Consider the following 25418-nt stretch of genomic DNA (forward strand, 5'->3'; position numbering starts at 1 on the left):
TCGTCATAAATTTCTGCTTGCCTCACAAAGCGGTACGGGTGGTATAGTCAAAAAAACAACACAAATCGCATAAGTAATAAACATAAAATACGATAAGAGGTTCTTATATCTATGGATCAGACACGCTCTCTGGAAAGTTTCCTTGCCCATGTTCAGCAGCGCGACACGCACCAAAGCGAGTTCGCGCAGGCCGTGCGTGAAGTTATGACCACCCTGTGGCCCTTCCTTGAACAAAACCCGCGTTATCGCCAGATGTCTCTGCTTGAACGCCTGGTCGAGCCAGAGCGCGTGATCCAGTTCCGCGTGACGTGGGTTGACGATCGCAACCAGGTACAGGTTAACCGCGCGTGGCGCGTTCAGTTTAACTCGGCCATTGGCCCGTTTAAGGGCGGCATGCGTTTTCATCCGTCCGTGAACCTGTCGATTCTGAAATTCCTCGGCTTCGAGCAGACCTTTAAAAACGCCCTCACCACGCTACCGATGGGCGGTGGGAAAGGCGGCAGCGATTTCGACCCGAAAGGCAAAAGCGAAGGCGAAGTCATGCGCTTCTGCCAGGCGCTGATGACCGAACTCTACCGTCACCTCGGCCCGGATACCGACGTTCCTGCCGGTGATATCGGCGTGGGCGGACGTGAAGTGGGCTTTATGGCCGGGATGATGAAAAAGCTCTCCAACAACAGCGCATGCGTCTTTACCGGCAAGGGGCTGTCGTTTGGCGGGAGCCTGATCCGCCCGGAAGCGACGGGATACGGCCTGGTTTACTTCACCGAGGCGATGCTCAAGCGTCACGGTTTAGGCTTTGAAGGTATGCGCGTCGCGGTGTCCGGCTCAGGTAATGTGGCGCAGTACGCGATTGAGAAAGCGATGCAGCTTGGCGCTCGCGTGGTGACCGCCTCTGACTCCAGCGGCACGGTAGTGGATGAAGCGGGCTTTACGGCAGAGAAGCTGGCGCGCCTGTGTGAAATCAAAGCCAGCCGCGACGGTCGCGTGGCGGATTATGCCCGGGAGCTTGGCCTGACCTACCTGGAAGGGAAACAGCCGTGGGGCGTTCCGGTGGATATCGCCCTGCCGTGCGCAACGCAGAACGAGCTGGATGCGGACGCCGCACGTACCCTGATTAGCAACGGCGTAAAAGCGGTGGCCGAAGGGGCGAATATGCCGACCACCATCGACGCGACGGACCTGTTCCTGGAAGCGGGCGTGCTGTTTGCGCCGGGCAAGGCCGCTAACGCGGGCGGCGTGGCGACCTCCGGCCTCGAGATGGCGCAAAACGCCGCGCGTCTCGGCTGGAAGGCGGAAAAAGTGGATGCGCGCCTGCACCACATCATGCTGGATATTCACCATGCCTGCGTGGAGTACGGCGGCGAGGCGTCGCAAACCAACTACGTGCGCGGGGCGAATATCGCCGGGTTCGTGAAGGTGGCGGATGCGATGATTGGTCAGGGTGTGATTTAAGGTTTATCGCGTGCGGCCGGGAGCCCTCACCCCGGCCCTCTCCCACAGGGAGAGGGAGAAAACCGGGCGTATCAGGCCGCGCTCTTTTTCTTCTTGAACGGTTTCTTCGCGCCGCCACCGGGCGCAACCATCCCTCTGAACGTTTTCACCGGCGTGCTGCGCGCCTGATCGATCAGCTGGTAAAGCGTCCCGACCAGCGGCTGCATAAAGTCCTGATAGCGGCACTGCTTCTCGCTGATCTGCGTCAGCACCGATTCCCAGTGCGCGGTCATGTCCGGCCTCGCGGCCAGCTCCGGCAGAGAATGAATCAGCGCCCGGCCCGGTTCCGTTGAGTGGATGTAGCGTCCCTTTTTCTCCAGGAAGCCGCGCTTAAAGAGCAGCTCGATGATCCCCGCTCGCGTCGCTTCCGTCCCCAGACCGTCGGTGGCGCGCAGGATCTTCTTCAGATCTTTATCCTGCACAAACCGGGCGATCCCGGTCATCGCCGACAGCAGTGTCGCATCGGTGAAATGGCGCGGCGGCTGGGTCTGACGTTCAACCACTTCGCCCTTCTCGCACAGCAGTTCGTCATCTTTGGCGACCACCGGCAGCGGCGTGCCGTCGTTCTCTTCGTCGCGCTCTTTGTTACCCAGCAGCGTGCGCCAGCCCGCTTCCGCGAGGAAACGCGCTTTGGCGATAAACTTGCCTTTGGCAATCTCAAGCTCAATCACGCACTTACGGAATACCGCGTCCGGGCAGAACTGCATCAGGTACTGACGGGCGATCAGGTTATAGACCTTCGCTTCGTTCTCGGTCAGGTTGACGTTGCTGGCGCGCGCCGTCGGGATAATCGCGTGGTGAGCATCGACTTTTTTGTCGTCCCAGCAGCGGTTATGGGTGTCCGGATTCACCGCCGGCTGCGGGAGCAGATCCGGCGCGTGCACGCTAATGGCGTTCATCACCGAGTGGCGACCGGCAAAGTGTTCTTCCGGCAGATAGCGGCTGTCCGAACGCGGATAGGTGATGAGCTTGTGGGTTTCGTAGAGCTTCTGGCAGATGTCCAGCACGTTCTGCGCGCTTAAGCCAAACTTTTTGGCCGCCTCAATCTGAAGTGCAGAAAGCGAGAACGGCAGCGGCGCGGGTTCTGATTCCCGTTTATCGTTATAGCTGGTGACGATAGCCGGCTGGCCGGTAATGCGGTTAACCACGTGATCCGCCAGCGGACGATGGAGCAGTCGCCCCTCTTCATCCTGATACGATTCACAGGCATCGCTAGGCTGCCAGACGGCGGTAAAGCGTTCGTCTTTAGGCGTGACGATATGCGCTTTCACCTCAAAGAAATCTTTGGCGACGAAGTTCTCAATCTCTTCGTCACGACGCACGACCAGCCCCAGCACCGGCGTCTGCACGCGCCCCACGGAGAGCACGCCCTGATAGCCCGCGTTGCGCCCGAGGATGGTGTACGCGCGGGTCATGTTGATGCCGTACAGCCAGTCGGCGCGGGCGCGGGCTAAAGCCGAGACGCACAGCGGAATAAACTCGCTGTTGGCGCGCAGGCGAGAGATCGCCCGCTCAACGGCCTGCGGGTTGAGGTCGTTAATCAGGCAGCGCTGCACCTGCTGGCGCTTTTCCGGCGCCAGCTCAAGATAGTCCAGAACCTCATCCACCAGCAGCTGCCCTTCCCTGTCCGGGTCACCCGCGTGCACAATTTCAGCGGCGTCATGCAGGAAGCGCTTAATCACGTTGAGCTGTTTGGTGACCGAAGGTCGGGGCTGCAGGCGCCATTTTTCCGGCACGATGGGCAGATCGTTTAAATTCCAGCGGGCGTAGCGGCTGTCGTAGACATCCGGCTGCGCCTGCTCAAGCAGGTGACCAATACACCAGGTGACCACCTGCCCGTTACCGCATTCGATAAAGCCGTCGCCTTTGCGATGCGGTTTAGGCAGCACATCGGCAATAGCACGGGCCAGGCTCGGCTTTTCGGCAATAAACAACCGCATCGAATTAACGGATCTCAATCATCGGTCGGCCACCGCGCGCGGTCACCAGCTCGCCGATCGCCGTCAGGGTGATGCCGAACTCGGCGGCAGTGGCCTGAACCTCGGCTTCGGATTCCGGCGTGACCGCCAGCAGCAGGCCGCCGGAGGTTTGCGGATCGCACAGCAGGCTGCGCCACTCCTCAGGCATTTCGCCCATCAGGTGACCGTAGCTGGCGAAGTTGCGCTGGGTACCGCCCGGGACCGCGCCCTGAGCAATATACTCCTCCACGCCCGGCAGCTTCGGCACGTCCTGATACCAGACCTGCGCCTGCACGCCCGCGCCCTGACACACTTCAGAGAGGTGCCCCAGCAGACCAAAACCGGTGACGTCGGTCATCGCCTTCACGCCGTCGATATTGGCAAACGCCGCACCGGCGAGGTTCATCTGGCACATGACTTCGGTTGCCAGGCCTTTGTGCTCCGGTTTCAGCAGGGATTTTTTCTCGGCTGTGGTCAGCACGCCAATGCCCAGCGGCTTGGTGAGGAACAGTTTGCAGCCCGCCTGCGCGGTGCTGTTGCGCTTCACGCGTTCGGTCGGCACTACGCCGGTAACGGCCAGGCCAAAGATAGGCTCCGGCGCATCAATAGAGTGACCACCGGCCAGCGCAATCCCCGCCTGCTGGCAGGCAAAACGTCCGCCATCAATCACCTCGCGGGCCACTTCCGGCGGGATGGTGTTGATCGGCCAGCCCAGAATGGCAATCGCCATGATCGGCTTACCGCCCATCGCGAAGATATCGCTGATGGCGTTGGTGGCCGCAATGCGCCCGAAGTCGAACGGGTTGTCGACAATCGGCATAAAGAAGTCGGTAGTACTGATAATGCTGGTGCCGTTACCTAAGTCATAAACTGCAGCATCGTCACGCGTTTCATTGCCGACAAGCAGGTTCGGGTCGACAAACTTCGCCTGTTCACTGTGCAGGATGGTCTCCAGCACTTTCGGGGAAATTTTACAACCGCAACCGGCTCCGTGGCTGTACTGCGTTAAACGAATGGTTTGCTCGCTCATGGACGTCTCCTGTCATCTCAATCGCGCTATGGTAGCGCTCATTCCATAAAGAGGTAAGTATGACTGTCTGAATTCTGCGGCAGATGCTCAGAATCCAGACAGTTTAGGTGCGTTATCAGAAATGGCTGACGAAAGGCGTGGTGTCCGGAATGCTGATGGTGCTGGAGGCTTTAAGCTGCGGGGTGCCGAGATAGAGGAAACCGACAATTTTGTCATGCTCACCGCAGCCAAAACCGTCACGGACCGCCGGGCTTTCGGTCAGCGCACCGGTACGCCAGATACCGTTAAAGCCCTGCGCGACGGCGGCCATTTGCATCGCCATCACCGCGCAGCCTGCGGACATTTCCTGCTCCCAGACCGGCACCTTATGGCCGGCCTGGCATTTCGCCACGACGGCGATAATCATCGGGGCGCGGAACGGGGCATTGCGCGCCTTGTCGATACCTTTCTCATCCTGCCCGGCGGCAACCGCGCCCTGTTCCAGCAGCTGGCTGAAACGATCGCGGCCTTCGCCTTCAATCACAAAGAAGTGCCACGGCTGCAGCGTGCCGTGATCGGGGGCACGCATGCCGGCACGCAGAATGTTCTCCAGCTGCTCGCCTGCCGGGGCAGGTTCGGCCAGACGGGAAGCGCTACGGCGGTTAACAAGCAGTTCGAGTGCGTCCATTGGTTAACTCCTTTCTTGAAATTTACTCACAAAATTAACACGACGGCAGATTTTGTTACAGACTGGCAGGCGATTCCTGCTGACAAGTGGCGGTTGGGTCATTACGATAACCCCACATTACCGTCCAGTGGCGACGGAAACAGTCATTTTCTGGTTAGGGAGAATACATGCGAACCCTTTGGCGAATCATTGCCGGTTTCTTTAAATGGACGTGGCGACTGCTCAACTTCGTCCGCAACCTGGTGATGAACATCTTCTTCATCCTGCTGGTTCTGGTTTGCGCGGGCATCTGGATGCATATCAGCAACGCGAATCAGGCGCAGCATTCGACTCGCGGGGCCCTGTTACTCGATATCACTGGCGTTATCGTTGATAAACCGTCCGCCAGCAACCGTCTGGGGGCAATCAGCCGCCAGCTGTTTGGCGCGACATCAGACCGTCTGCAGGAAAACTCCCTGTTCGATATCGTCGATACCATCCGTCAGGCCAAAGACGACCGTAACATCACCGGGATCGTGCTGGATCTGAAAGATTTCGCCGGAGGCGATCAGCCTTCAATGCAGTACATCGGTAAAGCGCTGCGTGAATTCCGCGACAGCGGCAAGCCGGTGATTGCCGTGGGCGACAGCTACAGCCAGGGGCAATATTATCTGGCGAGCTTCGCCAATAAAATCTGGCTCTCCCCGCAGGGGACGGTGGATCTGCACGGTTTTGCCACCAACGGCCTGTACTATAAATCCCTGCTCGACAAGCTGAAGGTTACCACCCACGTCTTCCGCGTCGGCACGTATAAATCAGCCGTCGAGCCGTTTATCCGCGACGACATGTCTCCTGCCGCCCGTGAAGCGGACAGCCGCTGGATTGGCGAGCTGTGGCAGAACTATCTCGGCACCGTTGCCGCCAACCGCCAGATTACGCCTGAGCAGGCGTTCCCCGGCGCGAAAGGCGTGCTGGATGGCCTGCGTAAGGTTGACGGTGATACCGCGAAATATGCTCTGGATAACAAACTGGTGGATGCCCTGGGCACCAGCGCCGAGATTGAAAAATCCCTGAGCAAGCAGTTTGGCTGGAGCAAAGAGGATAAAAATTACAGCGCCATCAGCATGTATGATTACTCGACGAAAAAGCCGGATGACAGCGGTAACAGCGTCGCGGTAGTGTTTGCCAACGGCGCCATCATGGACGGTCAGGAGACCCCGGGTAACGTGGGCGGAGATACTACCGCGTCACAAATCCGCGATGCTCGCCTGGATCCGAAAGTGAAAGCGATCGTCCTGCGGGTGAACAGCCCTGGCGGCAGCGTCAGCGCCTCCGAGGTGATCCGCGCTGAACTGGCCGCGGCGCGTGCCGCCGGCAAGCCGGTCGTCGTATCCATGGGCGGAATGGCCGCCTCCGGGGGTTACTGGATCTCAACCCCAGCCAACTACATCGTAGCCAACCCAAGCACGCTGACCGGTTCGATTGGCATCTTTGGGGTGATCAACACCGTGGAGAATAGCCTGGATTCTCTGGGCGTGCATACCGATGGCGTGGCCACCTCTCCGCTGGCGGATGTGTCGGTGACCAAATCCCTGCCGCCGGAGGTTTCTGAGATGATGCAGCTCAGCATTGAGAACGGCTATAAGCGCTTTATCACCCTGGTGGCGGACTCGCGTAAAAAGACGCCTGAGCAGATCGACCAGATCGCACAGGGCCACGTCTGGACCGGCCAGGATGCGAAGAGCAACGGTCTGGTGGACAGCCTGGGCGACTTCGATGACGCGGTTAAGAAAGCCGCCGAGCTGGCGAAGCTCAAGCAGTGGCATATCGAGTATTATCAGGACGAGCCGTCGTTCTTCGATATGGTCATGGACAGCATGTCCGGCTCGGTACGCGCCATGCTGCCGGAGGCGATGCAGGCTTACCTGCCTGCGCCGGTCGCCACGGCGGCGAAAGCAATGAAGGCGGAAAGCGACAAGCTTGCGGCCTTTAACGATCCACAGAGTCGTTACGCGTTTTGCCTGACCTGCGCTAACGTCCGTTAAAAACCGTCCCCTCTTCCCGCGAAGAGGGGATTTTTTTCTTTTGAAGAACAAGAACTCACTACCATGCAGAAGAAATCGATTTATGTAGCCTACACTGGCGGTACCATCGGTATGCAGCGCTCTGAAAACGGCTATATCCCTGTCTCCGGTCACCTTCAGCGTCAGCTTGCGCTGATGCCAGAATTCCACCGTCCGGAAATGCCTGACTTCACCATCCACGAATACGAGCCGCTGATGGACTCCTCCGACATGACGCCGGAAGACTGGCAGCACATCGCGGATGACATTAAAGCCCACTACGACCAGTACGACGGCTTTGTGATCCTGCACGGCACCGACACCATGGCGTTTACCGCCTCGGCGCTCTCCTTCATGCTGGAGAACCTGAGCAAGCCGGTTATCGTCACCGGGTCGCAAATTCCGCTGGCGGAGCTGCGCTCGGACGGGCAGATCAACCTGCTGAACTCCCTGTACGTGGCGGCGAATTACCCGATCAACGAAGTGTCGCTGTTCTTCAATAACCGGCTGTATCGCGGCAACCGTACCACCAAAGCCCATGCTGACGGTTTTGACGCCTTCGCCTCCCCTAACCTGCAGCCGCTGCTGGAGGCCGGGATTCATATCCGTCGTCTGGGCACGCCGCCTGCGCCGAACACCGCCGGCGAGCTGATCGTGCATCCGATCACTCCGCAGCCGATTGGCGTGGTCACTATCTACCCGGGTATCTCCGCCGACGTGGTGCGTAACTTCCTGCGCCAGCCGGTGAAAGCGCTGATTTTGCGCTCCTATGGCGTCGGCAACGCGCCGCAGAACGGCGAATTCCTGAAAGAGCTTCAGGAAGCCAGCGAGCGCGGAATTGTGGTCGTGAACCTGACCCAGTGTATGTCCGGAAAGGTCAACATGGGCGGCTATGCCACCGGCAACGCGCTGGCACATGCGGGGGTTATCAGCGGCTTCGATATGACCGTTGAGGCAACGCTGACTAAACTTCACTATTTACTGAGTCAGGATCTGGACATTCAGTCCATTCGCAGCGCGATGATGCAAAACCTGCGCGGCGAGCTGACCCCGGACGAATAAGGAGTGCTCATGAAGCAACGCGCCCTGCTACTGGTCGATTTGCAAAATGATTTCTGCGCGGGCGGTGCGCTGGCCGTCGCCGAAGGTGACAGCACCGTTGACGTGGCAAACACGCTGATTGACTGGTGCAAAGCCCGCGGTGAAGCGGTTGTCGCAAGCCAGGACTGGCACCCGGCGAACCACGGCAGCTTTGCCAGCCAGCACGACGTCGAGCCTTTCACTCAGGGAGAACTCGACGGGCTGGCGCAAACCTTCTGGCCGGATCACTGCGTACAGCAGACGGAAGGCGCGGAGCTGCATCCGCTCCTGAACCAGAAAGCCATCGACGCGGTGTTCCATAAAGGTGAAAACCCGGCTATCGACAGCTATAGCGCGTTTTTTGATAACGGGCATCGCCAGAAAACGGCGCTGGACGCGTGGTTACGCCACCATGAAATCACGGAGCTGATCGTGCTGGGCCTGGCGACGGATTACTGCGTGAAGTTTACCGTGCTGGACGCGCTCCAGTTGGGGTATACCGTCAGCGTCATCACCGACGGCTGCCGCGGGGTAAACATTCACCCGCAGGACAGCGCTCAGGCGTTTATGGATATGGCTGCGGAAGGCGCAACGCTGTATACGCTCGAAGACTGGCTGGAAACACAGGCGTAGTCTTTTACGCCCTCTCCCTGTGGGAGAGGGTATCAACCTGCACCGTTATTGCATTTTCATCGTCGCAATCGGCTTCGGCGTGATGCCAAAGTCTTCTTTCAGCTCGCGCTTGCTCTTCATGACCATCTGGCCTTTGGTGTCGATCGTCATGTGCTGCGCGTCGGTGTTATTGCGCGCCTGCCACAGCATCACCAGCTGAAGACTGTTCTCTTTTTGCTCCGGCGTCAGCGCAACGCCGTCGGGCCATTTTCCCAGTTCTACGGCGGTCACCAGACGCTGATAAATCTCCGGCGTCATGCCGCTAATCATGTCATCAATATTCACTCTCGCGCCCTTTCAAAGGAATAATTTGCTGAATCGTTTTTTCAACCCTTAATCTGGTCACCGTTTTCATCATCGGTGAAGCTCATTGAGGCCGAATTTACGCAGAAACGCTCGCCCGTAGGCTGGGGGCCATCCGGGAAGACGTGCCCAAGGTGCGCATCGCAGTTGCCGCAGCGAATTTCCGTACGCACCATACCGTGCGACGAGTCGGTCAGGTAGCGGATGGCCTCATCGCTCACCGGCTCGTAGAAACTCGGCCAGCCGCAGCCAGAATCAAATTTCGTTTGTGAATTGAACAGAGGCGCATCGCAGACCAGGCAGTGGTAGACGCCGTCTCGCTTGTTGTGCAGTAAACGCCCGGTGAACGGCGGTTCCGTTCCGTGATTCTGCGTCACGTAAAACTGCATTTCTGTGAGGTTTTTTTTCAAATCGTCAGGGTTACGTTGGTTCGACATATGCTTACATCTCGCTGTAGAAACAGACATCTTTCAACCCGGATTCTAACAAAACATTAACACCCTTGCGTGCACTTTTGATCTAAACTTATGTGTCGCGAATAAGCGGTCAGGCAATTGTGATCACGTTCACATTTTTATCCTGCGAGGACTTTAAAATCCCGGCTCAGCCCCCATATGGGTGCAAGCTCAAAGGGAAAGTGAGGCGAGTCAGTCGCACAAACGTTAGTCACAGGATTGATTTGTCGCAATGATTGACACGATTCCGCTTGACGCTGCGTAAGGTTTTTGTAATTTTACAGGCAACCTTTTATTCACTAACAAATAGCTGGTGGAATATATGACTATCAAAGTAGGTATCAACGGTTTTGGCCGTATCGGCCGTATTGTTTTCCGTGCTGCTCAGAAACGTTCTGACATCGAAATCGTTGGTATCAACGATCTCCTGGACGCTGAATACATGGCGTACATGCTGAAGTACGACTCAACTCACGGTCGTTTCGACGGCACCGTTGAAGTGAAAGACGGCCACCTGGTTGTTAATGGCAAAACCATCCGCGTTACTGCTGAAAAAGACCCAGCTAACCTGAAATGGAACGAAATCGGTGTTGACGTTGTTGCTGAAGCAACCGGTATCTTCCTGACCGACGAAACTGCGCGTAAACACATCACCGCTGGTGCGAAGAAAGTTGTTCTGACTGGTCCTTCCAAAGACAACACCCCAATGTTCGTTCGTGGTGCAAACTTCGAAACTTACGCTGGCCAGGATATCGTGTCTAACGCATCCTGCACCACCAACTGCCTGGCACCGCTGGCTAAAGTTATCAACGACAACTTCGGCATCATCGAAGGTCTGATGACTACCGTTCACGCGACTACCGCTACTCAGAAAACCGTTGATGGCCCGTCTCACAAAGACTGGCGCGGCGGCCGTGGCGCGGCTCAGAACATCATCCCATCCTCTACCGGTGCTGCTAAAGCTGTAGGTAAAGTACTGCCAGAACTGAATGGCAAACTGACTGGTATGGCGTTCCGCGTTCCAACTCCTAACGTATCCGTTGTTGACCTGACCGTTCGTCTGGAAAAAGCTGCTTCTTATGAAGAAATTAAGAAAGCGATCAAAGCTGCTTCCGAAGGCGCAATGAAAGGCGTTCTGGGCTACACCGAAGACGACGTTGTATCTACCGATTTCAACGGCGAAATCTGCACTTCAGTATTCGATGCTAAAGCAGGTATCGCACTGAACGACAACTTCGTGAAACTGGTTTCCTGGTACGACAACGAAACTGGCTACTCTAACAAAGTACTGGACCTGATCGCTCACATCTCCAAATAAGTTGAGATGAGTGTTTGATCCAAAAAGGCGACTTCGGTCGCCTTTTTTATTGTTTTTAGACAGAGGATTGCTTAATGACTAATAAAATTTTTGCACTTCCGGTAGTCGAACAACTTACCCCTGTGCTCTCCCGCCGTCAGATTGACGGTGCTGATGTCATCGTCGTTGACCACCCACGCGTTAAAGCCTCCGTAGCGCTCAACGGCGCCCACCTGCTCTCCTGGAAACCGGAAGGCGAAGCAGAAGGCTTATGGCTGAGCGATGCGACCTCCTTCAAAAAAGGGGCCGCAATCCGCGGTGGCGTACCGATCTGCTGGCCGTGGTTCGGCCCGTCCGCACAGCCGGGTTTGCCGTCTCACGGTTTTGCCCGCAACCAGCAGTGGACGCTGAAAGCGCATAACGAAGATGACAACGGCGCAGTGCTGACCTTTGAGCTGCAGGCTAATGATGAAACCCGCGCCCTCTGGCCGCACGATTTCACCCTGTATGCCCGCTTCAAGCTGGGTAAAACCTGTGAAATCGAACTGGAAGCTCACGGCGAGTTCGAAACCACCTCTGCCCTGCACACCTATTTCAACGTGGGTGATATCAGCGCCGTGAAGGTGAGCGGCCTGGGCGATGCCTATATCGACAAAGTGGATAACGCGAAAGAAGGCAAACTGAGCGACGGCGTTCAGGCATTCCCTGACCGTACCGACCGCGTTTACCTGCACCCGGAAGCGTGCAGCGTGATCCACGACGGCGCCCTGAACCGCGGCATTGAAGTGGTCCATCATCATCACAGCGACGTGGTGGGCTGGAACCCGGGCCCTGCGCTGTCCGTCAGCATGGCCGATATGACGGATGAAGGCTACAAAACGTTTGTCTGCGTGGAAACCGCTTGCGTGAGCAACCCGCAAAAAGCGAGTGAGGAAAAACCGTCCCGTTTAGGGCAGACGATTCGCATTGTTAAGCGATAAACTCCCTGCACCACGCTAAAGCAAACGGGGCGCAAGCGCCCCGTTTTGATGCATAAATTGCACTAAATTAATGCACAATCAGAACTTGTAGCTCACACCCACAGAGAAGATGCCTGCCCAGGACTTATCGACCATCGGGCTATCCTTCACTTCATCGCTCAGACGCTCATAGCGGCCGGTACCGTACACGCTCCAGTCACCGAGGAAGTTGTAGCTCGCGGTCAGCTCCAGGTAAGGATCCCAGCCGTCATCTGCACTGTAGCTTTTCAGACCACTGCGGCGGGACTCGTTTTTAGAGACGCCGTAGTAGTAATCGTTGTAGTTCTCGCTGTTGTACTGCACACCGATACCCGGCGTCAGGGTGAGCCCGCCGTTGGTGTAGCGGTACAACCACGCCAGATCCCAGATAAAGCCGTTGCTGTTATCCAGCGTGTCACCCGCCAGGGCCGTACGCAGGAAGCCATACTCGGTGTTATGTACATACGAGAGCCCGGCCATCATGGTGCTTTTACGCTTGTCGAGCTGGCGAAGCGCATGGCTGTCGCTGTCACCCGGCTTGAAGTGCGTTGGGTCGTAGTAGGCCATGATGGAGAGCTTATCGGCCTTATCGTTCCAGAGATAGTAGCCGCCGCCGAGCCCGCGGAACCAGACGTTGTCGCCTTCATAGGTGATAACGGGAACAGGATAAACATCACGGTCATACTGTTTATACGGGCTGTTAATGACGCCAACACCCGCGCCAACCGTCCACTGACTTTCCGCCTGCGCGGTGTTCACTGCGGTTGCGGCAAGGATGCCTAATGCCAGAAGTTTGAGTTTGGTCACAATCCATTCTTTCCTGTAGTCAAATAATCAGCGGATGAAGTGTAACCGCCATTCCCGTACATCCCAAAATTTTTTGCCTGCTAATCAGTCTGATTAACCCGTTATTTTTAACTTTTCAGATGACAACACGCTTTCATTTATATGACCACTGAATGAAAAACGTGCATTTGTCTTATAACGACAGTGGAAATTTTTGGATGAGTTATTGATATGTCATTGAAAGTAGATTTTCTGGGCATGCAAGTTTTGCAAATGCCATCTACGCTTTAATTTAAGAAGAGTTTTCCTGAACACCCTGCGGTTCTTAGCGTCTGACCTGGCACACAGGTTGCTGCTCTGGCAGTGAGGTGCGAGAGATTCTCTTCCGGGAGCCTCCACTACTCATACGAACGGCTCTTATCCTGTGCTAAAAAACGAAAGGACGGCATGCCATGAATATATTCGATCACTATCGCCAGCGCTATGAAGCTGCCAAGGACGAAGAGTTCACACTGCAGGAGTTTCTTACCATCTGTCGGCAAGATCGCAGTGCCTATGCCAATGCGGCAGAACGGCTATTGATGGCCATTGGTGAGCCAAACATGGTTGACACTGCCCTGGAGCCTCGGCTTTCCCGTCTCTTTTCGAATCGGGTGGTCGCCCGATACCCGGCGTTTGAAGAGTTCTATGGTATGGAAGATGCCATCGAACAGATTGTCTCCTATCTGAAGCATGCCGCTCAGGGTCTGGAAGAGAAGAAACAGATCCTCTATTTACTCGGCCCGGTGGGGGGCGGTAAATCCTCGTTGGCTGAACGCCTGAAGTCGCTGATGCAGCGCGTTCCTATCTATGTGCTGAGCGCCAACGGTGAACGCAGCCCGGTGAACGACCATCCGCTGTGCCTGTTCAATCCGCAGGAAGACGCGCAGATTCTGGATAAAGAGTATGGCATCCCGCGTCGCTACCTCGGTACCATCATGTCGCCGTGGGCGGCAAAACGCCTGCACGAGTTTGGTGGCGACATCACCAAATTCCGCGTGGTGAAGGTCTGGCCGTCTATCCTTGAGCAGATCGCCATCGCCAAAACAGAACCCGGTGATGAGAACAACCAGGATATCTCGGCTCTGGTAGGTAAAGTCGATATCCGCAAGCTGGAAAACTTCGCGCAAAACGATCCGGATGCCTACGGTTACTCAGGCGCGCTGTGCCGTGCGAACCAGGGGATTATGGAATTCGTCGAGATGTTTAAAGCACCGATTAAAGTGCTGCATCCGCTGCTGACGGCTACCCAGGAAGGCAACTACAACGGGACGGAAGGTATCTCCGCCCTGCCGTTCAACGGGATTATCCTCGCCCACTCGAACGAATCTGAATGGGTGACCTTCCGTAATAACAAAAACAATGAGGCCTTCCTTGACCGCGTGTACATCGTCAAGGTGCCTTATTGCCTGCGGATCTCCGAAGAGATCAAAATTTACGAGAAACTGCTTAACCACAGCGAGCTGGTGCACGCTCCTTGCGCACCGGGAACGCTGGAAACGCTGTCGCGCTTCTCCATCCTTTCGCGTCTGAAAGAGCCGGAAAACTCCAGCATCTATTCGAAAATGCGCGTCTATGACGGTGAAAGCCTGAAAGATACCGACCCGAAAGCGAAGTCGTATCAGGAATACCGCGACTATGCCGGGGTTGATGAGGGGATGAACGGTCTGTCCACGCGCTTCGCGTTTAAGATCCTCTCCCGCGTCTTTAACTTCGACCATGCGGAAGTGGCGGCCAACCCGGTTCATCTGTTCTACGTGCTGGAGCAGCAAATCGAACGCGAGCAGTTCCCGCAGGAGCAGGCTGAACGCTACCTTGAGTTCCTCAAAGGTTACCTGATCCCGAAATACGCCGAGTTCATTGGCAAAGAGATCCAGACGGCCTACCTGGAATCCTATTCAGAATACGGGCAGAACATTTTCGACCGTTATGTCACCTATGCTGACTTCTGGATCCAGGATCAGGAGTACCGGGACCCGGATACCGGCCAGCTGTTTGACCGTGAATCCCTGAACGCGGAGCTGGAAAAAATCGAGAAGCCTGCCGGGATCAGCAACCCGAAAGACTTCCGTAACGAGATTGTCAACTTTGTCCTGCGCGCAAGAGCGCATAACAACGGGCGCAATCCGAACTGGACCAGCTACGAGAAACTGCGCACGGTCATTGAGAAGAAAATGTTCTCCAATACCGAAGAGCTGCTGCCGGTGATCTCGTTTAACGCCAAAACCTCAACCGATGAGCAGAAAAAGCACGACGACTTTGTCGACCGTATGATGGAAAAAGGCTACACCCGCAAGCAGGTCCGCCTGCTCTGCGAATGGTATCTGCGCGTGCGTAAATCGTCTTAAAAACAAGTGCCCGGTGGCGGTTAGCGCTGACCGGGCCTACAAAATGCAAGTTGGCAAATGCAGTACGGGGGGTATATGACCTGGTTTATTGACCGGCGTCTTAACGGCAAAAACAAGAGCACGGTGAACCGCCAGCGCTTCTTGCGTCGTTATAAAGCGCAAATTAAACAGTCTATCTCCGAGGCCATCAACAAACGCTCGGTGACCGACGTCGACAGCGGCGAGTCTGTCTCCATCCCCACCGATGACATCAGCGAACCGATGTTTCATCAGGGGCGAGGCGGCCTGCGCCATCGCGTACACCCAGGTAATGACCACTTCGTTCAGAACGACAGAATTGAGCGTCCTCAGGGCGGCGGCGGTGGTTCAGGAAGCGGTCAGGGACAGGCCAGCCAGGACGGTGAAGGTCAGGACGAATTTGTCTTCCAGATTTCGAAAGACGAATATCTCGACCTGCTGTTTGAAGACCTGGCGCTGCCGAATCTGAAAAAGAATCAGCATCGTCAGCTTAATGAATACAAAACCCATCGCGCGGGCTATACCGCCAACGGCGTGCCCGCCAATATCAGCGTCGTGCGTTCGTTGCAGAATTCGCTGGCGCGACGAACGGCCATGACGGCGGGCAAACGGCGCGAACTGCGCGAGCTGGAGAGCAGCCTGAAGGTCGTGGAAAACACGGAACCGGCGCAACTGCTGGAAGAGGAGCGTCTGCGTAAAGAGATTGCGGAACTAAGAGCGAAGATCGAACGGGTACCGTTTATAGACACCTTCGACCTGCGCTACAAGAATTACGAAAAACGCCCTGAGCCCTCCAGCCAGGCGGTGATGTTCTGTCTGATGGACGTTTCCGGCTCGATGGACCAGGCCACGAAGGATATGGCGAAGCGTTTTTATATTCTGCTCTATCTGTTCCTGAGCAGAACCTATAAGAACGTGGAGGTGGTTTATATTCGTCACCACACTCAGGCGAAAGAGGTGGATGAACATGAGTTCTTCTACTCGCAGGAGACCGGCGGGACCATCGTATCAAGCGCCCTGAAGCTGATGGATGAAGTGGTGAAAGAGCGTTACGACCCGGCGCAGTGGAACATTTATGCCGCGCAGGCGTCCGATGGCGACAACTGGGCCGACGACTCACCGCTGTGTCACGAGATTCTGGCGAAGAAAATTCTGCCGGTGGTGCGTTACTACAGCTATATCGAAATTACCCGTCGCGCGCACCAGACCCTGTGGCGGGAGTATGAACATCTGCAAGCAATGTTCGATAATTTTGCCATGCAGCATATCCGTGACCAGGATGATATTTATCCGGTGTTCAGGGAGCTGTTCCATAAACAATCTGCTACCAGCAACGCATAATCCAACAGCCAGCTAACGCGCTGGCTGTTTTCTTTCGACCCCGTTCATCCCGTGCTAATGTAGAAAGCTGCATACTGGATTATCACCGGGAAAATCGTTATGACTGACGACGTTATTGGAACAGGAACCCACCAGCAGCTCATTACCTTACTTACCGAGCAAGGCGCGCGTTTTCGCGTCATGGAGCACGAGGCGGTTGGGAAATGCGAAGCGGTAAGTGAAATTCGCGGGACCGATCTGCGGCAAGGCGCAAAAGCCCTGGTCTGCAAGGTGAAGGGAAACGGCGTAAAAAAACACGTTCTGGCGATCCTCGCCGCCGATCTGCAGGCCGACCTGAGCCAGCTTGCCAGCCATTTTGGCGGGCTGAAGGCCTCCCTCGCCAGCCCGGCTGAGGTCGATACCCTGACCGCCTGCGTTTTCGGCGCTATCCCGCCCTTTAGCTTCCATCCTGATTTGGCACTGGTTGCCGACCCGCTGCTGTTCGAGCGCTTTGACGAAATCGCCTTTAACGCCGGTTTACTGGAGAAATCCGTGATTATGGATACCCAGGATTACCTGCGCATCGCCCGTCCTGAGCTGGTGACCTTCCACAAAGCGTAACCGCGATGGCTGACGCCCCTGTCAGCCTTTTCTTTCCAGAAATAGCACGGAGGCGACGAGAATAATGGCAATAGCGAAAAACGATGAGGAGATAATCAGCGTTTCAACAAACATGTGATCGTTCATGATGGCGACCCCTTTTGCGATATCTGCCTTCGTTTTAATCCGCGTAAATGACAAGGTTATGACAGCAATAAAATCTTTTTAAAACTGTCCTCCGCCGCGTTTGCGCGTAAAGTAAGCAAGTTGATTATTTTGGCAAGGATTCCCTATGTTTGACCCTACTCTGCTCATTCTTCTGGCACTCGCCGCGCTCGGCTTTGTCAGCCATAACACCACGGTCGCCATCTCGATTCTGGTGCTGATTATTGTTCGCGTGACCCCGTTAAATACCTTCTTCCCGTGGATAGAAAAACAGGGCCTCACCATCGGGATCATCATTTTAACCATCGGGGTAATGGCGCCCATCGCCAGCGGCACGCTTCCCGCTTCAACCCTGCTGCACTCGTTTGTAAACTGGAAATCGCTGGTGGCGATCGCGGTGGGGATTTTTGTTTCGTGGCTGGGCGGGCGCGGCGTTACGCTGATGAGCAGCCAGCCCTCTCTGGTGGCGGGCCTGCTGGTGGGCACCGTGCTGGGCGTGGCGCTCTTTCGCGGCGTTCCGGTGGGGCCGCTGATTGCGGCAGGCCTTGTCTCTCTGTTTATTGGGAAGTCGTAGTCAGGCTGGCCATATAACGCGCCGGCGTCTGGCCCAGTCCCTTTCTGAACATGGTGATAAACGCGGTGGTAGAGTCGTAGCCGAGTGTCTGTGCCACCTGCTGTACCGATTTCCCACCGATCAAATGCTGTAACGCCACGATCAGCTGCAGCTGGTGACGCCAGCGGCGAAAGCTTAAACCGGTCTCTTTCACTACCAGCCGCGCCAGGTTGCGTTCGCTCATGGCAAAGTGGCTCGCCCACTGCGTCAGCGTCTGCCAGGCGGCGGGCTCTTCCGCCATTTTCTCGCTCATCAGCCGAATTTTAGGATGGGGCGAGACGGGCAGCTGCAGATGCTCCTGACGCTGGAGCGGCAGCTCGTCAAACAGAACGTCCACCAGGCGCGACGTGGCCGCAAGAGAGAGTTGTTCACGCGATTTTTCCGCCAGGGATAAAATCAGCTCCCGCACCAGAGGGGAGATTTTCAGGGTGCAGCAGCGGTCGGGCAAGCTTGCCGCCCCCGGTTCAATGAACAAAAAGCAGAGCTGCGCGCCCGGGGTGGCCCTGTTGCTGTGCAGCATCTGGCCGGGGATCCAGACGGCGTACTGGGGCGGAACCATCAGCATGGCATTTTCCACTTCGCAGGTGATCGCGCCGCCGAGGGCCAGAATCAGCTGCCCCTTACGGTGATGATGCCGGGGAATATACTGTTCCTCCGCCACCACGCGGATGCGAAATGCGACGGCCGCGTCGTGCTGGCTATCGGGATCATAGCCGTCCAGTCCCAGACCAATCATCAGTTTGTCCGATTTTAGCGATAAACTGTCATTTTAGCCTGATTTAAACCGCCAGGAAAATCGGTATTGTGTGCGCTCGCTTGAACGTATGAGAACATAATGACTACTGCTATTCGCACCTCAGGAAAACACGGCGCGCTGTTGATTGCAGGCATCCTGATGATTGCCACTACGCTTCGCGTCACCTTTACCGGCGCAGCCCCGCTGCTCGACACTATTCGTCTTGATTATGGCTTAAGCACGGCGCAAACCGGTCTGCTGACCACCCTGCCCCTGCTGGCTTTCGCCCTTGTCTCACCGCTTGCCGCAGGCGTTGCCCGACGTATCGGCATGGAGCGCAGCCTGTTTGTCGCCCTGCTGCTGATTTGCGCCGGAATTGCACTTCGCTCGCTGCCTTACGCCGCACTGCTTTTCATCGGAACCGCGGTCATCGGCTGCGGGATTGCGCTCGGGAACGTGCTGTTACCCGGATTAATTAAGCGTGACTTCCCGGGCCAGGTAGCCCGACTCACCGGGGCCTATTCCCTGACGATGGGCGTCTCGGCGGCGCTTGGCTCAGCGATGATTGTTCCCCTGGCGCAGGGTAGCGCAGGCTGGCATGGCGCGCTGCTGATGCTGATGGCATTTCCGCTGGTCGCGCTGCTGCTCTGGCTGCCGCAGTGGCGTCAGAAACACGTTGCGACGGTAACGGGCGCTGGCGCGCTGCATAACCGCGCCATCTGGCGCTCGGCCCTCGCCTGGCAGGTAACGCTCTTTTTGGGGATTAACTCGCTGATTTACTACGTCATCATCGGCTGGCTGCCGGCGATATTGCTCAGCCACGGCTACAGCGAAGCGCAGGCCGGCTCGGTGCACGGACTGTTGCAGCTGGCCACGGCCGTGCCGGGGCTTGCCGTTCCGCTGATCCTCCACCGTCTGAAAGACCAGCGGGGTATCGCCGGCGCGGTGGCGCTGATGTGCGCGGTAAGCGCGGCAGGGCTATGGTTTATGCCTGACATGGCGGTGATGTGGACGCTGGTGTTTGGCTTTGGCTCCGGAGCAACGATGATCCTCGGCCTGACGTTCATCGGTCTGCGCGCCAGCTCCGCGCACCAGGCTGCGGCTCTGTCCGGCATGGCGCAGTCGATTGGCTATCTGCTCGCCGCCTGCGGCCCTCCGCTGATGGGGAAAATTCACGATAGCGCGGGAGACTGGCAAATCCCGCTTCTGGGCTGCGCTCTGGCCGCCGTGATAATGGCGCTCTGCGGCGTGCTTGCCGGGCGAGACCGCGAGATCGCGCCCCGTTAAATGTTGTGGCAGACCATCGGGTCTGCCTTTTCCTACCCGCGCGCCGCGCGCAGCATCGCCTGCACCAGCACGACCGGACGGCCTTCCAGCGCGGCACGCTCATGCTGGAATAAGGTGATCACGAAGAACGGGTGCGTAACCAGTTCTGCGGCGCGAATTTCCCCCTGTTCGTCCCAGCCCGTAACATGCATATCACCGCTTTCCAGCGCCTGGGAAAACGCCGGCGACACACCATAGTTACAGTGATAACCCTCTTCTATTTCCGGCTTGCCGTAGGCTTTCGCGATCAGCGTATTTTTGCGCAGCTCAATGGCATCGGTTTTTTCCACCAGCGAGCAGGTCAGCGGCGCAATCACCATGGTGCCTTCGGTATCCGTCTCGGCATGTGCCGCATCGGCCCAGCCCAACACATTGCGGGCATACTCAATCAGCGCGTGCTGGAATCCGCCGCAGGTGCCCAGGAACGGTACGCCGTTTTCACGGGCGTAGCGCGCGGCGATAAAGGCCGCCTCGGTGTTTTTATAGGGGCTGGCAGGCACCAGCCAGATGGCATCGTAGCCCACCAGATCTTCAGGGCTTGTCAGCTCCGTGGTGGCAAGCCAGTCGTAATCGGCGGTGAGGTCAAGGACTGCGGCGGCGTCGTCAATCGCCAGCGGGATCGCCTGATGCGCAATAACACTGGGATTGTAATCGCCAACCAGCGCAATGCGCAGCGTCGTTTTAACCGGGAGGTGTTCCATGAAAGGTTCCTTATGCCAGAGTATTATCAGATAACATAAGGAACCTCAGACTACCGATCTTCTGCAATTATCACAATACCTTAAATTGGGAGGGTGGAATTATGATTCAATGCAAACGCGTATACGAGCAGGCTGGTCCGGACGACGGCTATCGAGTGCTGGTGGACAAGCTGTGGCCGCGCGGGGTTAAAAAAACGGACCTCGCCTATGATGAATGGTGCAAAGTGCTCACGCCCTCGAATGAATTACGCAAGGCCTTTCATAGCGAAACCATTGATTTCGCTGCCTTCAGCAAAGCCTATCGGGAAGAGCTGGCGCAGCATGCTGACGAGGGAATGCGTCTGGCGACGCTGGCGAACAGGCAGACCGTCACCCTGCTCTTTGCTGCCAAAGACACGAAGCAAAATCACGCCCTGGTATTAGCCGACTGGCTGCGCCATCTCTGATCAGCCGATCGCCAGCTCGTCAAGCATTTGCGGCGCTTCATCGGGGGTGAGCGGCATCAGATGTTCGGCGCGGACAAAGGCAAAGCCGTGCTGATTGTCAAAGGCGTAAACATCACCTGTCACCAGCCAAAGCGCGCGATCGGCGGTAGAGGGTAATTGCGTCATCACGCCGTTGACCGGGTTAACGAAACGCAGGCCGGGCTGACACAGGCCAAACAGCTCAACAGATTTACCAATATTGCGACGGCCTGACGCCGTGCGGGCACCGATGATCATCGCCATGCTGCCCGGTTTAAGCTGAAACATACTTCTCTCACGGTAACGATAGCCAGGGACTGGCTAAGAATAATCCTAAAGAGAAGTGTATCGCAGGCAATATACGTCTGTCACCTGGTGGGTTGCGGACGATCGCGACGGTAGAGCGTCCATTCATCAATCACTTCGCCCCCCGGTAGTTTGCACTCCGTGCGTACGCCCTGCGGGCTTTGAACCGGGATCTGTTCCCCACCTTTCTCCAGGCAGTACACGGAGGCCGGGTTCGCCATACCGATAGCGTGCGGTGGTTTCGGGGCATCGGGTGGGGTTGTTTTCGCGGTGCAGGCAGCCAGGGGAAGCGCCAGCGCCAGAAGCAGAAATCTCATCTCATTGATCCTTGTGACATCATGACAGTCTAAGGTTAACGGGTCATCGCCCCTTTCTCCATGATTTCTCCATTTTAACTGCACTTTTCAACACTATAGTGTGGCATGTTCTCGATATGACCAGAGAACATCATTCCGTAATCAAGATGTCTTTGCCCCGGTCTCAACAACGGGGCCTTTTTTTCTCTGCTGCTGCCCTCTCCCTGCATATATTAAATTTTTTATATTCATGTTTTACTATGCCTGAAGTCTAAAAATTCAGCATAACATGCAGATGCAGACGTCTTCTGCCTGGGAGTCATTCTACGTCATGTCGGATATTATCCTTGCCCGTGTTTCAGAAACCCTCGCCACTGAACAATCCCTTGAAGGTCTCGTTCGCCAGCTGCTGGAGATGCTGGAGATTGTGACTGACATGGAGTCGACTTACCTCACCAAGGTAGATATCGAAGCCCGACTGCAGCATATCCTCTACGCCCGCAACAGCAAGCAGATGACAATTCCTGAGGGGCTGAGCGTCCCATGGGATGAAACACTGTGCAAGCGCGCGCTGGATAGCGACACCGTATTCAGCAACGACGTTCCCGAACGCTGGCCGGAGTGCGAGGCGGCGAAAGCGCTCGGCATTACGACCTACATGAGTATTCCTGTCCATCTTGCGGATGGTTCACTCTACGGAACGCTTTGTGCCACCAGCACGGCCAGAAAGCCGCTTAGCGAGCGCGGTGAACAGGTCCTGAAGTTATTCGCCGGTCTGATTGCCCAGTCCATTCAGAAAGAGTCGCTGGTAACCCAGCTTCGCGAAGCCAACGCGGCCCTCATCGCGCACTCTTACACGGATGCCCTTACCGGTTTACCCAACCGTCGCGCCATTTTTGAAGATCTGACCACGCTGTTTTCCCTGGCGCGTCACCTTAAACGTAACACCGTCATCGCGTTCATCGATCTGGATGATTTCAAGCTGATTAACGATCGCTACGGCCACGAGGCTGGCGACCAGTTCCTGATTGAAGTGGGCAAGCGTCTGACGGAAGAAAAACAGCAGGACGATATCATTGGCAGGCTGGGCGGCGATGAGTTTCTGGTGGCGTCGTTGAGCACATCCCACAGCGAAGGAGATAACGCGCAGGTCACGCTGCTCAAAACGCGCCTCAGCGCCTGTATTGCCGGTGAATACTGGCTGGGTAGCGTCAACCTCATTTACCCCGGAGCCAGCGTCGGCGTTATCGAAGTGGACCCTCGGGTAACCGATCCGGACGGCGCATTACGCGACGCGGATATCGCGATGTATCAGGATAAGAAAGGAAAAAGCAAAACACGCTTTCTCACTATGGATTAACCCCGTACACTCTACGGCGTTACAAAAACCGAAACAGGTGATGATATGAGAATAGGGATCCTCTTCCCGGTCGTTATTTTTATAACGGCGGTGATTTTTTTAGCATGGTTTTTTGTCGGTGGTTACGCGGCGCCTGGGGCATAAATGAGAAAAACGACCCTCGTTATGCTGATCGTTGCCATCGCGGCGTTTGCCGGCACGCAGCTTGGCTGGTGGTAAACGCCACTACGTAAAAAGGCCGCCATCTGGCAGCCTTTTTTCACGCTTGTAAGCCTTAGCTTTTGATTTTTCTGTAGATAAACAGAACAACCAGCGCACCGATGACCGCGACGGCAAAGCTGCCGAAGTTAAAGCCATCGACTTTGCCAAAACCGAACAGCGTACTGATCCAGCCGCCGACTACCGCGCCGATAATACCCAGTATTACGGTGACGATAAACCCACCGCCATCTTTGCCCGGCATGATCCACTTCGCCAGAATACCCGCAATAAGCCCAAAGATAATCCAGGATAAAATTCCCATAACTTTCCTCTCTGTATGGTTTTTGTCATTAAATCAACGACACAAAAAAGAATAGCACAGGATTTCAGAAAGGAAATTTGTGATAGGCATCACAATGAGAGAGTGCGCAATTATTCACCAACAAAAAGAGCCTGCCGCATAAACTGTGGGGTTGCATCTTTTGTTGAGAAAGATTATCTTTCTCAACACTGAATAGTTGAGCGTAACACTCAGGTATTTAGTACGACATTGCTCACATTGCTTCCAGTATTTCTTGCCCACTCCTGAGTGGGCTTTTTTTTTCTGTTCATACCCCAACAAACGCGTACCGGTTACGTCCTGCGCGTTTTGCCTGGTAGAGTGCCTGGTCAGCGGCAATAATGATATTCTGCTGGCTGCCCGCGATGTCGACCGCACGCGCGGTGGAAATCCCGACGCTTACCGTCACCCGCCCGAAGGGGCTAAAATCATGCGCGATTTGCAGGGAGAACACGTTGCGAATGATCGTCTGCGCCAGTCGAAGCGCCTCCTGGATATCCGTATCAGGCAATATCAGCGCAAACTCCTCTCCGCCGTAGCGCGCTACAATCTGATTATCACGGGTAAGGCTCTCCCTGAGACTGTTTCCCAGCAGCGTCAGACACCGGTCCCCTTCCGGATGGCCGTAGTTATCGTTGTATTTTTTGAAGTAGTCCACGTCCACAATCAGTATCGAAATTGCTGCGTCATGCGCGGCACAAGTCGCGATTTCCGAGAGGATTCTTTCATCAAAAATGCGACGGTTATACAGCCCGGTCAACGCATCCTCGGAAGCGATAATCTTCAGCGCCTTATTATCTCTGGTTTTTCTGGATAAGTCGGAATACAGGAAGTATGACGCGACGATAAGTATCGCAGTGAAAACGAAAATGAGCAGCGCCAGCTGAATGGCCTGCTTGCGCCACGGTGCGAGGGCTTCATCAATGCTGACGGCCACGGTGGTCACCAGCCCGTAGCGTCGGTTTTTCTCATAGGCGTAAATGCGTTCGATTTTATCAAACCGCGAGACGGAACTGGCTATCCCGGTATTTTGTACCTTTAGGTATTTCCTGAAGAGGGGTGAATCAGAAAAAATCGTGCCGACGTAGGTATTTTTAAAGGGGTGACGGACCAGCAGCACGCCGGATTGTGTCGTTAAGCCAATGACGCCCAGGTGACCAATATTAATCTGCCCGTAAAGCGCGAGAAAATTCTCGATACCCAGCGTCACCACCACGACACCGTTAAATGCCCCGGTGTGGGTTTCAAGGCGACGACTAATGGTAATGACCCATTTGCCATTGGTTCTGCTGACCACGGGCTCACCAATAAAAATCTGCTGATTTTTATTTTCCTTGTGATAGATAAAAAATGACCTGTCCGATCCTTTGCGTGGGCCTGTAAAAGTTTCGTGCAACGCGGTAAAGATATCGCCCTGAGCGTCGTAAACAACCACATTATTAATCTGGGTAAGAAGATTATCCTGATTATTTATCATCCGCTGAATATTGGTCGCCTGTTGCGGCGTCATGCCATAAATTTCGATTATGTCGGAAACGGTAGTAATTAACATTTCGCTTTGGCGCATGATCCCCTCGGTGTAGACATCAAGGGTATGGCTCAGGTTAGCAACGCTGGTATTAATTTGCTGAATTGACTGCTGTCTGGACGTGGCAATTTGGACGGCAAGCGACAGCGAGATGATCAATGAGACAATGATGACGGTAATGGTTGTTGTGTAAAAAGTATTTTTCACATGCACGAGCTTTTCCACCTTATCACGCCTGACATCCCTGGCTGACAACTCTTGTCACTGTAACAAAG

Annotated in this window: 27 protein-coding genes; 14 read left to right on the forward strand and 13 right to left on the reverse strand. The window is 55.7% G+C overall.

Going from position 1 to position 25418, the window contains the following annotated elements:
- The first annotated feature begins 111 nt into the window (after positions 1-111).
- A complete protein-coding gene (gene gdhA, locus AC27FC_RS06685; protein ID WP_196354571.1) occupies positions 112-1455 on the forward strand; it encodes an NADP-specific glutamate dehydrogenase in 1344 nt (447 codons plus the stop codon).
- A gap of 71 nt (positions 1456-1526) precedes the next feature.
- On the opposite strand, the gene AC27FC_RS06690 is transcribed toward gdhA, so the two are convergent.
- From AC27FC_RS06690 to AC27FC_RS06700, 3 genes are all read right to left on the reverse strand, one after another.
- Positions 1527-3434: a DNA topoisomerase III gene (locus AC27FC_RS06690; RefSeq protein ID WP_048977359.1), complete on the reverse strand. Its 1908-nt coding sequence runs from the start codon at positions 3432-3434 to the stop codon at positions 1527-1529.
- Positions 3435-3438: 4 nt separating this feature from the next.
- The gene (selD, locus tag AC27FC_RS06695) at positions 3439-4482 is read right to left on the reverse strand and encodes a selenide, water dikinase SelD (RefSeq protein WP_039262032.1); all 1044 of its coding nucleotides are present in this window, start codon (positions 4480-4482) and stop codon (positions 3439-3441) included.
- Between the two features lie 115 nt (positions 4483-4597).
- Positions 4598-5149 (reverse strand): NAD(P)H nitroreductase, encoded by a 552-nt coding sequence (locus AC27FC_RS06700; RefSeq protein WP_033145247.1) that lies wholly within the window; start codon positions 5147-5149, stop codon positions 4598-4600.
- Positions 5150-5316: 167 nt separating this feature from the next.
- On the opposite strand from AC27FC_RS06700, the gene sppA reads away from it, so the two are divergent.
- The 3 genes from sppA to pncA all read left to right on the forward strand — a co-directional run bounded on the left by sppA (position 5317) and on the right by pncA (position 8904).
- Entirely contained in the window at positions 5317-7173 is a 1857-nt protein-coding gene (gene sppA / locus AC27FC_RS06705) for a signal peptide peptidase SppA (protein ID WP_048977354.1), read from the forward strand.
- A 63-nt stretch (positions 7174-7236) separates the two neighbouring features.
- Positions 7237-8253 (forward strand): asparaginase, encoded by a 1017-nt coding sequence (gene ansA, locus AC27FC_RS06710; protein ID WP_008500705.1) that lies wholly within the window; start codon positions 7237-7239, stop codon positions 8251-8253.
- Positions 8254-8262: 9 nt separating this feature from the next.
- Entirely contained in the window at positions 8263-8904 is a 642-nt protein-coding gene (gene pncA / locus AC27FC_RS06715) for a bifunctional nicotinamidase/pyrazinamidase (protein WP_058840806.1), read from the forward strand.
- A 45-nt stretch (positions 8905-8949) separates the two neighbouring features.
- Here the strand turns inward: pncA and AC27FC_RS06720 are convergent, their stop codons facing one another.
- Together AC27FC_RS06720 and msrB are read right to left on the reverse strand one after the other, a co-directional pair.
- The gene (locus tag AC27FC_RS06720; protein WP_196238666.1) at positions 8950-9213 is read right to left on the reverse strand and encodes a YeaC family protein; all 264 of its coding nucleotides are present in this window, start codon (positions 9211-9213) and stop codon (positions 8950-8952) included.
- Positions 9214-9269: 56 nt separating this feature from the next.
- The gene (msrB, locus tag AC27FC_RS06725; RefSeq protein ID WP_008500710.1) at positions 9270-9683 is read right to left on the reverse strand and encodes a peptide-methionine (R)-S-oxide reductase MsrB; all 414 of its coding nucleotides are present in this window, start codon (positions 9681-9683) and stop codon (positions 9270-9272) included.
- A 340-nt stretch (positions 9684-10023) separates the two neighbouring features.
- Here msrB and gapA point away from each other — a divergent pair, with 340 nt between their 5' ends.
- Positions 10024-11019: a glyceraldehyde-3-phosphate dehydrogenase gene (gene gapA / locus AC27FC_RS06730; RefSeq protein WP_023311257.1), complete on the forward strand. Its 996-nt coding sequence runs from the start codon at positions 10024-10026 to the stop codon at positions 11017-11019.
- Positions 11020-11093: 74 nt separating this feature from the next.
- Positions 11094-11978, forward strand: a complete 885-nt coding sequence (locus AC27FC_RS06735; RefSeq protein ID WP_196354575.1) for a D-hexose-6-phosphate mutarotase — start codon at positions 11094-11096, stop codon at positions 11976-11978.
- 78 nt (positions 11979-12056) lie between these two features.
- Here AC27FC_RS06735 and AC27FC_RS06740 read toward each other — a convergent pair whose 3' ends face one another.
- Positions 12057-12803 (reverse strand): MipA/OmpV family protein, encoded by a 747-nt coding sequence (locus AC27FC_RS06740; RefSeq protein ID WP_032657936.1) that lies wholly within the window; start codon positions 12801-12803, stop codon positions 12057-12059.
- Between the two features lie 431 nt (positions 12804-13234).
- On the opposite strand from AC27FC_RS06740, the gene yeaG reads away from it, so the two are divergent.
- From yeaG to AC27FC_RS06755, 3 genes are all read left to right on the forward strand, one after another.
- A complete protein-coding gene (gene yeaG / locus AC27FC_RS06745) occupies positions 13235-15169 on the forward strand; it encodes a protein kinase YeaG (protein WP_008500713.1) in 1935 nt (644 codons plus the stop codon).
- A gap of 75 nt (positions 15170-15244) precedes the next feature.
- Positions 15245-16528 carry a YeaH/YhbH family protein gene (locus AC27FC_RS06750; protein ID WP_032651499.1) on the forward strand — a complete coding sequence of 428 codons (1284 nt, stop codon included), beginning with the start codon at positions 15245-15247 and terminating at the stop codon, positions 16526-16528.
- A 99-nt stretch (positions 16529-16627) separates the two neighbouring features.
- Entirely contained in the window at positions 16628-17128 is a 501-nt protein-coding gene (locus tag AC27FC_RS06755) for a YbaK/prolyl-tRNA synthetase associated domain-containing protein (protein WP_023335328.1), read from the forward strand.
- A 21-nt stretch (positions 17129-17149) separates the two neighbouring features.
- Here the strand turns inward: AC27FC_RS06755 and yoaI are convergent, their stop codons facing one another.
- Entirely contained in the window at positions 17150-17254 is a 105-nt protein-coding gene (yoaI, locus tag AC27FC_RS06760) for a small membrane protein YoaI (RefSeq protein WP_087822389.1), read from the reverse strand.
- 145 nt (positions 17255-17399) lie between these two features.
- Here yoaI and AC27FC_RS06765 point away from each other — a divergent pair, with 145 nt between their 5' ends.
- On the forward strand, positions 17400-17846 hold the full coding sequence (locus tag AC27FC_RS06765) for a DUF441 domain-containing protein (RefSeq protein ID WP_024908579.1): 447 nt from the start codon (positions 17400-17402) through the stop codon (positions 17844-17846).
- On the opposite strand, the gene AC27FC_RS06770 is transcribed toward AC27FC_RS06765, so the two are convergent.
- Positions 17830-18621 carry an AraC family transcriptional regulator gene (locus AC27FC_RS06770; protein ID WP_143347215.1) on the reverse strand — a complete coding sequence of 264 codons (792 nt, stop codon included), beginning with the start codon at positions 18619-18621 and terminating at the stop codon, positions 17830-17832. The genes AC27FC_RS06765 and AC27FC_RS06770 overlap by 17 nt on opposite strands.
- Positions 18622-18720: 99 nt before the next feature.
- Between AC27FC_RS06770 and AC27FC_RS06775 the strand changes: the two genes are divergently transcribed.
- Complete coding sequence (locus tag AC27FC_RS06775; RefSeq protein ID WP_196354577.1) at positions 18721-19908, forward strand: CynX/NimT family MFS transporter; 1188 nt, start codon at positions 18721-18723, stop codon at positions 19906-19908.
- A gap of 32 nt (positions 19909-19940) precedes the next feature.
- Here the strand turns inward: AC27FC_RS06775 and AC27FC_RS06780 are convergent, their stop codons facing one another.
- On the reverse strand, positions 19941-20648 hold the full coding sequence (locus AC27FC_RS06780) for a CTP synthase C-terminal region-related (seleno)protein (RefSeq protein ID WP_048975694.1): 708 nt from the start codon (positions 20646-20648) through the stop codon (positions 19941-19943).
- 101 nt (positions 20649-20749) lie between these two features.
- Here AC27FC_RS06780 and AC27FC_RS06785 point away from each other — a divergent pair, with 101 nt between their 5' ends.
- Positions 20750-21094 carry a DUF488 domain-containing protein gene (locus AC27FC_RS06785; protein ID WP_058840809.1) on the forward strand — a complete coding sequence of 115 codons (345 nt, stop codon included), beginning with the start codon at positions 20750-20752 and terminating at the stop codon, positions 21092-21094.
- Here AC27FC_RS06785 and AC27FC_RS06790 read toward each other — a convergent pair whose 3' ends face one another.
- Both AC27FC_RS06790 and AC27FC_RS06795 read right to left on the reverse strand, forming a co-directional pair.
- Entirely contained in the window at positions 21095-21400 is a 306-nt protein-coding gene (locus AC27FC_RS06790; RefSeq protein ID WP_087822386.1) for a nuclear transport factor 2 family protein, read from the reverse strand.
- An 80-nt stretch (positions 21401-21480) separates the two neighbouring features.
- A complete protein-coding gene (locus AC27FC_RS06795; protein ID WP_023311246.1) occupies positions 21481-21735 on the reverse strand; it encodes a putative hemolysin in 255 nt (84 codons plus the stop codon).
- A gap of 310 nt (positions 21736-22045) precedes the next feature.
- On the opposite strand from AC27FC_RS06795, the gene AC27FC_RS06800 reads away from it, so the two are divergent.
- Both AC27FC_RS06800 and AC27FC_RS06805 read left to right on the forward strand, forming a co-directional pair.
- Entirely contained in the window at positions 22046-23074 is a 1029-nt protein-coding gene (locus tag AC27FC_RS06800) for a sensor domain-containing diguanylate cyclase (protein WP_196354805.1), read from the forward strand.
- Positions 23075-23119: 45 nt separating this feature from the next.
- The gene (locus tag AC27FC_RS06805) at positions 23120-23218 is read left to right on the forward strand and encodes a YoaK family small membrane protein (protein WP_029739841.1); all 99 of its coding nucleotides are present in this window, start codon (positions 23120-23122) and stop codon (positions 23216-23218) included.
- Positions 23219-23348: 130 nt separating this feature from the next.
- Here AC27FC_RS06805 and AC27FC_RS06810 read toward each other — a convergent pair whose 3' ends face one another.
- Positions 23349-23597 (reverse strand): GlsB/YeaQ/YmgE family stress response membrane protein, encoded by a 249-nt coding sequence (locus tag AC27FC_RS06810; protein ID WP_006174788.1) that lies wholly within the window; start codon positions 23595-23597, stop codon positions 23349-23351.
- 286 nt (positions 23598-23883) lie between these two features.
- Positions 23884-25368 (reverse strand): sensor domain-containing diguanylate cyclase, encoded by a 1485-nt coding sequence (locus AC27FC_RS06815; protein WP_370642431.1) that lies wholly within the window; start codon positions 25366-25368, stop codon positions 23884-23886.
- Between the last annotated feature and the right edge of the window lie 50 nt (positions 25369-25418).

Source organism: Enterobacter sp. C3_dUdeg (assembly GCF_057536195.1).